The organism is Candidatus Wallbacteria bacterium (genome assembly GCA_028687545.1).
Taxonomy (GTDB): domain Bacteria; phylum Muiribacteriota; class JAQTZZ01; order JAQTZZ01; family JAQTZZ01; genus JAQTZZ01.
The window spans coordinates 15,988-28,809 of record JAQTZZ010000052.1 but is presented as its reverse complement, the minus strand read 5'-3'; the positions used below and the strand labels follow the sequence as shown (position 1 = coordinate 28,809).

The 12,822-nt window shown below is 47.7% G+C and carries 12 protein-coding genes; 5 read left to right on the top strand and 7 right to left on the bottom strand.

What is annotated here, in order from left to right; genetic code table 11:
- The 5 genes from PHW04_15850 to PHW04_15830 all read left to right on the top strand — a co-directional run.
- A partial coding sequence (locus PHW04_15850) for a hypothetical protein (GenBank protein ID MDD2717363.1) occupies positions 1-295 on the top strand: 295 nt, incomplete at its 5' end.
- A gap of 12 nt (positions 296-307) precedes the next feature.
- A complete protein-coding gene (locus PHW04_15845; protein ID MDD2717362.1) occupies positions 308-1,384 on the top strand; it encodes a FecR family protein in 1,077 nt (358 codons plus the stop codon).
- A gap of 20 nt (positions 1,385-1,404) precedes the next feature.
- On the top strand, positions 1,405-3,684 hold the full coding sequence (locus PHW04_15840; GenBank protein MDD2717361.1) for a hypothetical protein: 2,280 nt from the start codon (positions 1,405-1,407) through the stop codon (positions 3,682-3,684).
- A 102-nt stretch (positions 3,685-3,786) separates the two neighbouring features.
- A complete protein-coding gene (recO, locus tag PHW04_15835; protein MDD2717360.1) occupies positions 3,787-4,539 on the top strand; it encodes a DNA repair protein RecO in 753 nt (250 codons plus the stop codon).
- 73 nt (positions 4,540-4,612) lie between these two features.
- Positions 4,613-5,500 carry a HEAT repeat domain-containing protein gene (locus PHW04_15830; protein ID MDD2717359.1) on the top strand — a complete coding sequence of 296 codons (888 nt, stop codon included), beginning with the start codon at positions 4,613-4,615 and terminating at the stop codon, positions 5,498-5,500.
- A gap of 13 nt (positions 5,501-5,513) precedes the next feature.
- Here the strand turns inward: PHW04_15830 and PHW04_15825 are convergent, their stop codons facing one another.
- From PHW04_15825 to PHW04_15795, 7 genes are read right to left on the bottom strand one after another with little or no spacing between them, the layout of a single operon-like run.
- On the bottom strand, positions 5,514-6,467 hold the full coding sequence (locus PHW04_15825; protein MDD2717358.1) for a D-alanine--D-alanine ligase: 954 nt from the start codon (positions 6,465-6,467) through the stop codon (positions 5,514-5,516).
- The gene (locus PHW04_15820) at positions 6,464-7,603 is read right to left on the bottom strand and encodes a HEAT repeat domain-containing protein (GenBank protein MDD2717357.1); all 1,140 of its coding nucleotides are present in this window, start codon (positions 7,601-7,603) and stop codon (positions 6,464-6,466) included. The genes PHW04_15825 and PHW04_15820 overlap by 4 nt, the downstream gene beginning before the upstream one ends.
- Positions 7,604-7,641: 38 nt before the next feature.
- Positions 7,642-7,947 carry a ribosome silencing factor gene (gene rsfS / locus PHW04_15815; protein ID MDD2717356.1) on the bottom strand — a complete coding sequence of 102 codons (306 nt, stop codon included), beginning with the start codon at positions 7,945-7,947 and terminating at the stop codon, positions 7,642-7,644.
- The gene (locus PHW04_15810) at positions 7,947-8,333 is read right to left on the bottom strand and encodes a response regulator (protein MDD2717355.1); all 387 of its coding nucleotides are present in this window, start codon (positions 8,331-8,333) and stop codon (positions 7,947-7,949) included. The genes rsfS and PHW04_15810 overlap by 1 nt, the downstream gene beginning before the upstream one ends.
- Positions 8,311-10,350, bottom strand: a complete 2,040-nt coding sequence (locus PHW04_15805) for a SpoIIE family protein phosphatase (GenBank protein ID MDD2717354.1) — start codon at positions 10,348-10,350, stop codon at positions 8,311-8,313. The genes PHW04_15810 and PHW04_15805 overlap by 23 nt, the downstream gene beginning before the upstream one ends.
- A gap of 9 nt (positions 10,351-10,359) precedes the next feature.
- The gene (locus tag PHW04_15800; GenBank protein ID MDD2717353.1) at positions 10,360-11,973 is read right to left on the bottom strand and encodes an ATP-binding protein; all 1,614 of its coding nucleotides are present in this window, start codon (positions 11,971-11,973) and stop codon (positions 10,360-10,362) included.
- Positions 11,970-12,821 carry an HDOD domain-containing protein gene (locus tag PHW04_15795; protein ID MDD2717352.1) on the bottom strand — a complete coding sequence of 284 codons (852 nt, stop codon included), beginning with the start codon at positions 12,819-12,821 and terminating at the stop codon, positions 11,970-11,972. Before PHW04_15795 ends, PHW04_15800 begins: the two co-directional genes overlap by 4 nt.
- Position 12,822: the final 1 nt, after the last annotated feature.

The window sequence follows — 12,822 nt, the reverse complement described above, 5'->3', positions numbered from 1 at the left end:
TTCCCTCACACTGCGCTATGAAGACATCAACGACAACTCCGATCTGGCGGCCAATCAATGGAGAGACGACCGGAATGTGTACAGCGCGATCCTGCGGCACAAATACAAGCCGAATACCAACCTGACGCTCACCTACCGCATGATCGACACAAACGGCGACCCGAACAAGACGGTGATTCCCGCAGCCAAGGTTTTGAACAGCGGCTATATTTCCACGCTCTATGTGCCCGGCCTGGTTGCGGACACTGTGGGTGACATGTCCCTGCTCAACCTGCAACTTGATATTAATTTTTAGGAGGAATAAACCATGGCGAAAAGACTGATTTTACTGGTTATCGGAATCCTGTTCCTCACGCAGATCGTTTACGCTGAGGATGAATTTCCCAACCGTACTTTTTTAAAGGAAAAAGTGGGCATGGTGCGGGTGAAGAAAGCAGGAGGCGACTGGGTCAAGGCTGACGACAATATGGATCTGGCAATCGGAGATATGGTGAAAACACTCTCCAACGGCAAGGCTGAAGTTGTGCTTTCAGGCACTGCCGTGATCCGCGTGAAACCAGATTCAGAATTCATAATTCCAGAAAGCAAAGCCAATACCAAGGAAAAAGTTTCTTTCATCCAGATGATCAAGGGTACTCTCTGGGCCAAAGCCAAGAAAGAGGACGACTCACTCAAGGTGGCTACTCCGAACGCCATCTGCGGAGTCCGTGGCACCGAATTCATTATCGAAGTTACCCGTGACCTGATGAGACTGACAGTCACGAACGGTTCAGTGGCATTCGTACCGCTGCTCACTGGTGTGACTCCGAAACCCCAGCTCGTGCAGGCCGGGCAGCAGATGTCATTCGTTCCTTCCATCGCCCTCAAGGCTGCTGAAGCAGAGAAGAAAAAGATGGAAGAGAAGAAGGGTGAGCAAAAAGGTGAAGGCGAGAGTAAAAAAGTAAATGAAAATGCAAAATTTGACCAAAAAGGTAATGTGATAGGAAATGCAGTGGAAACCTTCCAGGATGCGGTCAAGCAGATGGAAGAGGCCACTCCTGCAACCGGTGATACGGGTACTGGAAATACGGGAATTCAGGAAAGTGAAAACATTAAAAATACTGGTATTAAGAGTACAACTACCGCTGCAGCTTCCCTGGAGAATACCGGACTCGAAATCCAGCAGCTGACCCAGACCGTGCAGCAGGTGGCACAGGAATTCACCTCCAGTGACTTCACTAAAGCTACAACCGGGACCTCAGACACCAGCACTAATCAGGAAATGCAGAAGTATGTCAACAATGTGATCAACAACACAACTTCCAATACCTTGACAGAAGACAAGCCGACTTCAGGTGGAACCAGCCAAAGTGGTGAAATGGGTCAGGTCAAGGTGAAATGGTAAATAAAGAGAGGAGGAAATAAATGTATAAATACATCGCGATTTTTTTAGCATCTTTACTGATGCTGGCAGTTTCAGGATGCGGAGGTGGCGGAGGCGGCGGTGAATCAGCCATGGTCGGCGCTGACTCAAACCAGTCCACTGTACCGCTCAAGATCAGCGTCAGACTTGTCGACAGTCCGTTCACCGGCTTAGCAGCCCCCGGAAAAGAGTTGGTTGTGGCCGGTACTACTGAAACCCAGCTTGAGTCGGCCGGTAAAATGGGAATCATGATCTGGCAGATCTGCGGGACAAGTCAGCTGTGCGCCCCTCAGAAAGAAGCAGCCCCTGGAATCATGAAATCCACGACTTTCACTTCATTCACAGTCCCTACAATCGGACAGACTTACACAATCAATGACGCCAATTTCAAATTCATGGGCGGTGCCTTCGTCGATTATGTTAATCATGAAGCAGTCGTCTCAGCCCTTCCGGGCAGCAGCCTGTATATCTTCAGCTATGCCCTTCTGATGAAAGGCAGCAGCTGGGAACCGGCGTATGTCGGCGTAGACACTATCGAAGTCAGCAAGACGCAAAGCAATGAAAAATGCGCCACCCTGTATCAGGGCAGCAGCATTTCATCCCAGCAGCTTACGTCTGTCGGACTGAGTCCGAATCTCAACGTCAGTCTGCTTACGAATCCGCAGACCATTGTACCTCCTCCTACAGTCACGAGCCTCGTGGCGACCAATCCCGACAACAGTGCCACCACTTTTACTGTCGGCGACCCGATCAAGGGAACACTCACATTTTCCGGGCCTGTCGGAGTCACTGAAGATTATTATTACTGGGCGACTGTTACGATCACTAAAGTCGGCAGCAGCACCTCACTCTCGAAAACCTCCTATCTGTATCCGAATACTGCCCACACTACACTCCTGGCATATGATTCAGAAGCGCAGTCCACGCCTGTGACGGACTTCAGCATGAATTCCACCAACACTGCGATTTACTTCCACCCGACCTCCAGCTACCAGGGCTATCTCAACACTGACGGTACGCTCAAATCGAGCGGTACTTATAATTTCAGTTTCTCTTTCTATTCCAACCTGAAATCAACACCTCAGACACTCACCAGACAGGTCGTAGTGAGTAACCCGGTAACTCCGCCTCCGGCCGAATACCAGGCCTTCAATATCAGTTCCGAAACTCCTGAGGTTTACTGGGGTCCGACCAGTACCACGGATTACGGATCCGTAGCCGACGAAAGCAATGGTTTTACTTATGACTTTGTCCACAGCGGCCCTCCAGGATCAAACGGAATTTACGCCTATTCCATAGTCGATCTGGGCACGAGCCTGACTGCGATTCCGCTCAGCCTGAATCCTGGAGTGGGAACCACCCAGTCGGTCACAGCAACTTATGTGACCTTCGGCCTCCTGAATCTCTATCTGAGCGCTTATAATTCCAGCGGGATCCAGCCTGTTCAGGGACATTACTATGGATATATCCCATGCCTTTACAACCCGAGCATCAATGGTCATGCGACCTTGCCCGGCAATTCCTATCGCGCTCCGATCTTCCTGGTCAACAGTGTGACCAATCAGGCCAATAATGTGATCGTGAATTTCACCCATATCTATCATCAGATAAAGGGTGGAATGGTAGATGGCATTTACACTCCTCCACAGCAGCCGCAGCCGAATCCAGTGGCGTCTTTCGTAGCCCTGCCCTGGGATTCCACTGAAATCGATCTGTATTGGAAAACTCCTGCAGACCTGAATGGCGGCACTTCCGTCGAGATCAGGCGCCTCTCAGGCACAACCGCTCCCGCGACTACCAGCCAGGGAACCCTGATCACAAGATTTACAGCCGCAACTGGAACTTTGTATCATTATTATGATACAAGCGTCAGCGGTGGCCAAGTCTATTCCTACACTGCTTTCATAATTCGCGACAGTTCCAGCAGCACGGCTGTTTCCAGCTCAATCAAAGCCCAGTACTATCAATTGACTCCCCTGGCAGCCCAGTTTTACAGTTCAACCGGCAGCAGCACTGCAGCCAATGACAGGATTTATGCCCTTTGCTCCTATCCGCCTGGACCCACCACCAATTTCTGCGGAGCAATTGTGGTAACTACTGCATACCAGGTCCCAACTTTCAGCGCATACACCCAGGATGTAAACAACGGACTCCCTGGTGGAGTTTCCGGAACGCAAGTGGTGATTTACATCAACGGTACCCGTGCCACTACCTCCCCGCAGGCCACTTTCGCCTCAAGCACTGTAGCTCCGGTCAATACGGTCTTCACTGCTGTTCCTTGAACCGATTACTGACTGAAATAAGAAGTCCTGCTTTTGCAGGACTTTTTTATTTTTTAATGATTTTGTTCTCAATACCAGTCCAGCTGGCATAAATTATAAAGAATGGCTCAAGCTTTAAAATCATTTTCAGCAGAAGGGATCGTACTCAATCATTATCCAACAGGCAGAGGAAATCTGTTCGTCCATTATTACACTGCCGGATCCGGAAAAATCAGTGCCTTGATGAGAAAGACCGGTAAAGCCTGCTCGGCCTTCGCAGGTTGCGGAGAACTGCTTTCCCTGGAACGGATCAGAGTCGTCCCGCACAAGGATTACTACATACTTACAGGAGCAGAAAAAATCAGCAGGATCGGCTTTACAGACCTGTCCTTCTTTTATTCGGCCAATCTGTTCGCCGAAATCATCGGAAGGGACCTGCCGGAACCGGATCAGCTGATATTTTCAAACTTCAAGAATTTCCTGTTTGAAACTTCACAGGACGACAGCTTACCCAGAACCCTCTGGTTTTTCGCGCTATTGCTGCAGGAACTGGGCTGGTTTCCAGATTTCAGCTCCTGCGCCGAATGCAGGCATGAACTTTCAGAGATAGCCTTCTTTTCCCTGCAGTCAGGCGGACCGGTCTGCGAATCCTGTGCCAGGGACACTGCTCTGCTTCAAGCCTTTCAGGCGTCCAGCACTGAACTTCACTCGGTTTTCCCGCAGACACTCGATCTCTGTTCCAGGGTGCAAAAAACGGACTTTTACCGGGACCTGTTCTGTCTCCTCCTTAAACACTGCCTGTTCCAGCGAAGCGACAACCTGAACACGGCTGGAACACTTTTCAGGCATTTCGGAATTCAACCGGATACAGCATGAAAGTGGAAATTTTCTGAAATTATTGTTACATTCTTTGGAATGATATGTAGAAAATTGAGAAAGTGGAGGTATTATGCTGCTTAACATCAAAAACAGTCTCGACTCCAAAGATGTTGAAGTAAGACGTACTGCCCTGCGCAGCCTGCTCCAGAGTAAGATAGATGAAACTGAACGCTTGTCGCTTCTGGAAAAAGTCTTCAAGCAGGATGAAAATCCGGAGCTCCGTTCAGTGGCAAGGAAATACTATGATCTGTTCCTGCATAAACTGGAAAAGGAGCGCAAGAATGAAACCCTTTTCCAGAGCGGAGAAAAGAAAATTGATCCGAAAGTGCTGGATGATGGAACTCCAGACGAAAAAGTGGAATTTCTGAAAAAACTGACTTCCAGACAGGAAAAAATCGAGAAAGAAGTCCTGATCAAAAAATTATCCGAGGAAAAGGACGTTTTCGTGCTTGCCACTCTGATCAGTTGCCTTGGAGTTCTCGGTGAATCGCAGGACGCGGATTCTCTGCTCTCCTTTCTTTCCCACCACGATTCCAGGGTAAAGGCCAATACTATAGATACACTCTCACTTCTGAAAAAAGACGCCCTCTGCGAAAGGATCATCCCTCTCCTGAGAGACCCGGACGCCCGCGTCAAAGCCAATGCTGCCAATTACTTGAAATCGATGGGGCTGCAGAAAACCATGACAACTCTCAAAGCCATGATTAAATCAGGGAAACGATATCAGATCGAGAGTGCAATCTATGCCCTCTCTAAAATCAAAACCCCTGAATCGTCTAAACTGCAGGATGAAGCCCGGAAACTCCTGAAATCGCAGGAAATGGATAATTATTTTTTCAAGCGAGGTGCTGTCCCTTTCGGCTCAGCCGAAGAAGATTATTACGAGTGTTACAATTGTGGAGCCAGGATACTCACGGCCCGGAACGTTTGCGACCACTGCGGAGTCAAGCAGAGATAGCTGGCCGAACAGGCTAATCTTTCCGTGGCTCCAGTGGATGTTCCACGTAATATTCAAGAGCATCTTTGACGATGAAATCCACTAATTCATCAAAACCAATTCCAGCCGCTTTGGCTGAGGCAGGCAGGTCGGAAGTATCGGTCATGCCGGGAATTGTGTTGATCTCGGTCACATAGACATCGCGCCCCTTGACCAGCATATCCACACGGGCAAAACCCCGCAGGCCGATACCCCTGTAAATCTTTAGCGCCATCTCAAAAGAATGGTTATAAACCTGCTCCGGAAGCCTCGCCGGAATGTGGAACTCGGTCATGCCTTTGGTATATTTTGCCTGATAATCATAAAACTCACATTTTGGAACCAGTTCCAGGATCGGCAGCACCTTGATCCTCTCGCCGGAGCCGATCGCGCTCACCGTAATTTCTATGTTCTCGGTAATGCACTCTTCGACAAAGTAATCGCCATATTTCTGGATGCCCTCGGCCAGGAAGGTTTCCAGATGGTCCTTCCTCTTGATGATCTGTACGCCAATCGAAGATCCTTCTGAAATCGGCTTGATGATCAGCGGAAACTCAAGTGCTAAACATTCTTTCAGTTTCTCATCAGTCAGAAAACGCCCTATATTAACATATTTAGGAGATTTGACCTTCATCCTCTCCATCATCATCTTGCAGTATACCTTGTTCATGCAAAGGGCGGAGGCGAACACGCCGGAACCTGTATATTTCTGCCTGTTGTATTCCAGCAGTCCTTGGATCAATCCATCTTCACCGCCATGCCCGTGGAGCGCGACAAATACAAGGTCAGGCGAGATTTTTTTCAGTTCAGAATAAAAATCCTGGGCAGGGTCCAGCAGGGAAGCTTGATATCCCAGTCTTTTCAAAGCCTGATAAACGTTCTCCCCGGAACGCAGGGAGACTTCCCTCTCACGGGACAGGCCTCCACAAAGCACAATTATTTTGCTCATACCAGTTTGGCCACCTTTCTCGCTTTGATCACAGGGAGTGAATTGTCAATAAAATCAACAATTTCCCCTTCAACTTCCACTATCTCTGTTTCGATCAGCGTGCCAGGACAGAGTAAGGCGAAACGTTCATGAGATATGGAATCCTTGAGCAGGAAAAGTTCGTCTTCAGGGACAACATATAATACTTCTCCAACCCAGGTGATTTCCCTGCCACGGAAGAAGCTTTTATCTTTTAAACCCACTAGATTTTCCAGATACAGCTCTTCCAGAAAAATCTTATCCGTATTCACCATGTTAATGGCATTTTCATTTCCGTCTATTACAAGCTCCAGCATGGCGTTTTTGGCTCTGAAGCGGACCCGGGTGGAATAATTGGATTCCAGGATTCCCTTCAGTTTCTCCACTGCGAACAGTCCGCTGATCACCCTCAGGGCAAAGATTGCACTGTTGAGAGATTCTTCATTGCCTGAATTGATCATGGTTTCAAGTGCATTCTTGACCTCCGAAGCACCGAAGTGATTCAGACATTTGATGGCATTAGCTTTCACACGGTTGTCAGTGTCGTCAAGGCACTTCAATACGGCAGGCACTACCTTCTGCGAGCCGATGGCTTCCAGACCCTCGATAGTGTTGGCCCGTACACGGTTGTCCTTGTGCTTGAGATATTGCTGCAATAAAGGTATCAAGCGCTCGTCGCTGTAAGCGCCAATGGCTTTAACGAGAGTGGCAACGACAAAAGGATGTTTTTCCTTTTCGAGATTCTTGACCAGAACCGGCAGAACCTTTTTGTCTTTGATCTTGGCGGTCTCCTGGATCATGAGAATCCTTTTTTTATAGTTCGGAGTACCTTCCAGGATGCGCTCGAAATCCGCGGCATTCACTTCTTTGCCGTCCGCACTGATGATCTTTGTCCTGAGTTTGATTAGAAAGTCAGACTCCGAGTCCTTGAGCTGGATCTTCTCAAGCGCTTTCTTGGTGAATGAACGCACATCAGGCCGTTCATCGTTGAGGGTCTTTAAAAGAATATCTTTGGCTTCTTCGCTGCCGATCTGGGCCAGCTTGGAAATGGCGTTTTTCCATACAATTCCGTCAAACGAAGTCAGGTCTTCCCTCAGAATTTCAAGTTGATTATCCATCGCCAGTTCCTCCCGGCTGCTTCTTCCAGATTGAGCAATTATTCGATTTCTTTTCCCAGTTCTTCCAGGTTGTAGATTCTGCGCATTCTCTCACTGAAAATGTGAACTAGAATATTTGAAAGATCCGCCACTACCCATTCAGACTCAGGTTCACCATCCATACGGAAATACTGACCTCGGCATTTTTCTTTGAGATGTTCGGCCAGAGCGGCGATCTGATTGACTGATCCGGCTGTGACTATCATGAATTTATCCACCAGTATATCGTGCTCCGGTACCATGATCACAATATCCAGTCCTTTTTTATCCAAGAGCCATTCTCTAATTTGCAGGGCTTTTTCCACTATTTCTCCCTTCCATCGTTCCTGACCGCTAACAGCTCGTCCACCTTGTTCAACAGGGCAATCGGGCTGAACGGTTTGGTCAGGTATGCACTCACACCAACTTCCTCTCCCCTGGCCAGATCTTCCTTCTGGCTTTTGGCAGAGAGCATGACGATCGGAACCTCGGCTAATCTCTGGTCCTTCCGCATTTCCCTGCAGACGTCGAAACCTGTCATCTTCGGCATCATCACATCGATGATCAGCAAGTCAGGAATCAATCCCGCAAGAATCTCCAGAGCCTTGGCTCCGTCTCCGGCAGTGACGACATCATATCCCTTCTTGGCGAGATTGAACTTGAGGATATTCAGGATATGAATTTCATCGTCAACCAGTAAGATTTTTTTCATATTTTCTCCAGTATAGTGCCAAGTGAGCTTCATTCCCCTTTTTACTGTAGTAGAATGACTCAGATAGATTCAGGCAGATCAGCATACCCCTGTCCCGGGTCTTGTAAATATTAATTACTTGCGCCTGCCTCATTTCTTCCTGCCAGTTGAATCCATCCCCCTCGTCGCAGACAATGAGATGGATTCCCCTGTGGTCCGATTTACAGGTTATTTTAACTTTCCTGTTTGGATCTTTCTTGTTTCCGTGCTGAATGGCGTTGGTCACGAGTTCATCCACGATCAGACGCAGATTGTAACAGTCTTCGCTCTGGATGATGTCGGGATATTCTGTTTCCAGCTCCTTCTGAAGATTGCAGCTGAAAGATCTTAATTCATGGTAATCTGAACTAAAGGCTGCTTCACGTATGGTGAAAGGACTTCTGCGGATTCCAATCAGGGTGACATCATCAAACCAGTCGCCGGTTCCCTTGAAATTCTCGATCTGACTGAAAACTTGGCAGACGGAATTGACCATTATTTCGCTGAGTGACTCCTGGAAAGTCAACTTGAGTTTATCTATCCCGTATTCCTCGTCCTGCTGGTTGACAAGCTCAATTGCGCCATCAGTGTATAGAAGTAAAGCATCCTGCATGCCTATCGAAGTGTTGATCACTTCAAGCATCAGATCGTCGAACATCCCTAAAAAAAGGCCTGCGCCTTCCATTTTGCTGATCATGTTTTCGCTGCTTTTGAAAAAGAGCGGGGGATTATGCCCGGCTTTGATGTAATGTGCTTCTCCAGTCTGCAGATCGATCTTGATCAGGAAAAGGGTCACAAATTTCTCACCTTCGACATCGTCCCTTAAGGTGTTGTTCAATTTCTCGATCACTGTTCTGATCTCAACAGACTCGCTGAAAACTGTTCTCAAGATTCCCCGGAAAGTAGCCATCACCAGTGCCGCTGAAATTCCTTTTCCTGAGACATCGGCGATGATCACGGATAGATTTCTCTCCCTGTCGTCCAGGAAATAATCGAAATAATCACCTCCCACCACACGGGCTGTGCTCATTTTCCCATAAATATCCCAACCCATCACAAAAGGATGCTTCTTGGGCAGCAGTTTTTTCTGGATGTCCGCGGCCAGTTCCAGTTCTCTCTCCATCTTTTTCTTGTTTAAAATCTCCTGAAAAGTGTTGCCCAGCGAAATAATCAGGCTGACCTGCGAGCCTATCACTGACAGAAAATTCCGAAGTTTCTCACTGATTTCTTCGTAGCTGCGATAGACCAGGATTGCACCCAGGCGTTTGTTTTCAGTGGTAAAAATCGGTTCGACCAGGACGAAAGAATCGATTTTCCCATCCAAGCCATCTGGGACACCATCTCCTGGATAGAGGAGTGAATGTTTATTGTTTACGGAAATCTCAACCAGGCGGTGCATCTTTTCCCAGACAACGTGAGTGGGAAGCATGTCAATCACAGCGTTGGACTCCTTGTCCCATCCTGCAATCCTGGAAGTGATTCCAGTGGAATCGTCGATGGTGGAGATTACAATGCCGTCAGCTTTGAAAAGACCGGATTCAGAAACCAGGTATAGTATTTCTCTCAGGAGCTGATCCACATCGTAAAACGTAACGATTTTTTTCCCTGTGAGTTTGGCCAGATCATAGAGAGCCGACAGCTCCTCGTACAGGTCGGTCATGGCCTGCATGCTGGAATCAAGGCTTCTCTCCAACTCCCGCAGTTCGTTCTCCCGCGCCTCGATTCTGCGCCTGAAATGGCGCCGCAATAGTTCAAGTTTCTGTTCAAATGTCTGTTCCGGACTCAGCTGTTCATCACTGACAAGCAGCCCGATCCGATCTGCTTTTTCGGACATGAAATCAACAAAATAGCTTACATCAGGCTGAAAACCGGCGATTCCGAGTTCGGACAGGGTGTTACCCTGAAAACGGCCTGAATTGATTTTGAAACACTGAAGTTCATCCTTCTGGACTAGAATTTCAGCGGATCCAAGTTCATTGATCAGGAAAATTTTGACCATAAATCCTATTTATTGCTCCAGCGGCAGGAAAAGCTTGAAAACGCTGCCGTAACCCAGCCTGCTGCTGAAACTGATTCGTCCCCTGCAGAACTCAGCCAGATCCTTGCAGATTGAAAGACCAAGACCAGTACCTGATATCTCATAAGTCATGGAGCTGTCTACCCTGAAAAACCTGTTGAAGATTTTCTCCTTCGCATCCCTAGGGATTCCAATGCCGGTGTCAGCCACCTTGATCATGCATTCTCCCCCGACTTTTCTGAGGGTAACCTTGATCTTGCCTTTTTCCTTATTATATTTTACAGCATTGCTGACCAAATTTACCAATATCTGCTTTATCTTTTCCCTGTCGGATTTGATTGTCACGCTTTCCCTGATGCCAAAGCTGAAAGTGATCTCCCGTTTCTTGATCAGTTCGCGCACCAGGACTTCCACTTCGTGGATCAATGCGCCAACCTCGAATTCCTCAAGCTTAAGCTTCACACGCTTACTCTCCAGCTGTGATAAGGTCAAAAGCTCGTCGATTAAACCTGTTAACCGCTCAGTCTCGCTGTCGATAACGCTCAGAAAATCACGTTCGGTGATTGTTTCACTCTCTCCATTGTCGATCATGTTGATCATAGTTTCTGCGTAAGCTTTGATGGAGGTCAACGGAGTGCGGAGTTCATGCGAGACATTGGAGATCAGCTCGGATTTAATCCTGTCGATTTCTCGCAGTCTCTCGATTTCACGGGACTGGGAAAGATTGCGGCAGGAAATGATGAATCCTGAGATACCGGAGCCGATCTCGATCAACGGTGAAACCGTGATTTCAAGCGGGATCGGTTTGAGCTGGGCATAGAACTCCACCTCGATCACTTCAGTGTGCTGAAGATCAGATGCATTCTTAAGTGCAATGCCGAGACTCTCCCCGCCCTTCCCAGGAAATACAGTCCTGAAACTCTGAGACAAGGCTTTTTCATGAGTGAACCCAAAGAGTTTTTCTGCGGAGCGGTTGAAAGTGGTGATTTTTCCCGAAAGATCCGTCACCAGGATCGCGTTTTCGATGTTTTCCAGGATATTGTCCTGATAATTTTTCAGATTACCCAGTTCGCGATTCTTCTCTTCCATCGTCTGATAAAGGAGGGCATTGTGGATGGCTACTGCAGTCTGGTTTCCAATGATGGAAAAAAGCTCCAGATCCTGTTTCAGATAAACTTCAGCCGAACTCTTGGAAAGCAGGCTGATGATGCCGAGCGGTTTTTCCTTTGAAAGAAGCGGGATCAGAATCGTGCTTCCCAGTTCAGCCCCTGTCCTTTCGTCAAAATCCGGCAGAACAGACACTTTTTTCTGCCCGGTCAAAACCCATGGGAACAGTTCAGCAGACAAGTCACGGATTCTTTTCTGATTGGCAGAGTCCCCCATGGAGTATTTAAGTTCATAAGAATCTCCGGCTGACATGAAGATGGCTCCGTAATAATAAGGTTTGGCTGAATTCAGGAGTTCAAGCGCGATCAGGAAGATTTCTTCCAGGCTGAATTTGAAGCTGATTGCTTCGGACAGTCTGAAAAGGCTGGACAGCAAGTTGAAATAAGCATCCTTGAGATCAGAAATTTCCTTAAGAATTTCGTTTTCATTCTCATTCATTTAGCCAGTTCCAGAAATTCCATGGCCTTCTGCATCTCATCATCCAGTTCCAGATAGACCTTATTCAGTTCTTCAGGAGAGATTTTCAGTTTATACCAGATTTCCTTCACAAGTTGCGGTATGAAATTTCCATCTCCGCCATCACCGATCTTGCGGATCCTGGTGAAAACGTCCCCTGCGTGCACCAGCGAGGTCAGCATATCGGCTTCCGGAGATGCGAGGGGTGTATGGTGGTACTTCAACACACGCACCAGGCGTGGAGGAAGTTTCCATTTCTCGCCAACCACTTCCCCGATGTCATTGTGGTCTGTCCCATCTAAAATTGCCTTTTCTGCCTCTCTGATCCAGATCCTGTGGCTTTGGCAGTATTGGATGACTTTGGCATATTCTGTTGAGAAAAATCTCTGGAAGACTATTTTCCCCACATCATGCAGCAACCCTGCAATGAAAGCCTCTTCAGCTTCAGGATATTTCACCCTTTTTCCGAGTAGCCTGGCCGCCACCCCGACTCCGATGGAATGTTTCCAGAATTCCGGCAGGTTCAGGGCTTCGGATTTCTTTCCCTTGAAAATGTTAAAAACCGAGATTGAGAGGGCGATATTCTTGACATCTCCAAATCCGAGTATCATCACAGCATGTGAAATAGTGCTGATTTTTCTAGGGAAACTGTAAAACGCAGAATTGACGACAGTCAGGATTTTAGTGGTTAAAGCAGGATCCATGCTGACGATCTTAGCCAGGTCGGCAGCTGAAGCCTTAGGATTTTCGACAAGTGTTACGATCTTGTTTACGACTATCGGTAAAGTGGGCAGGTCTTTGATCCTGCCTGCTACAAGTTCAAGATCCATT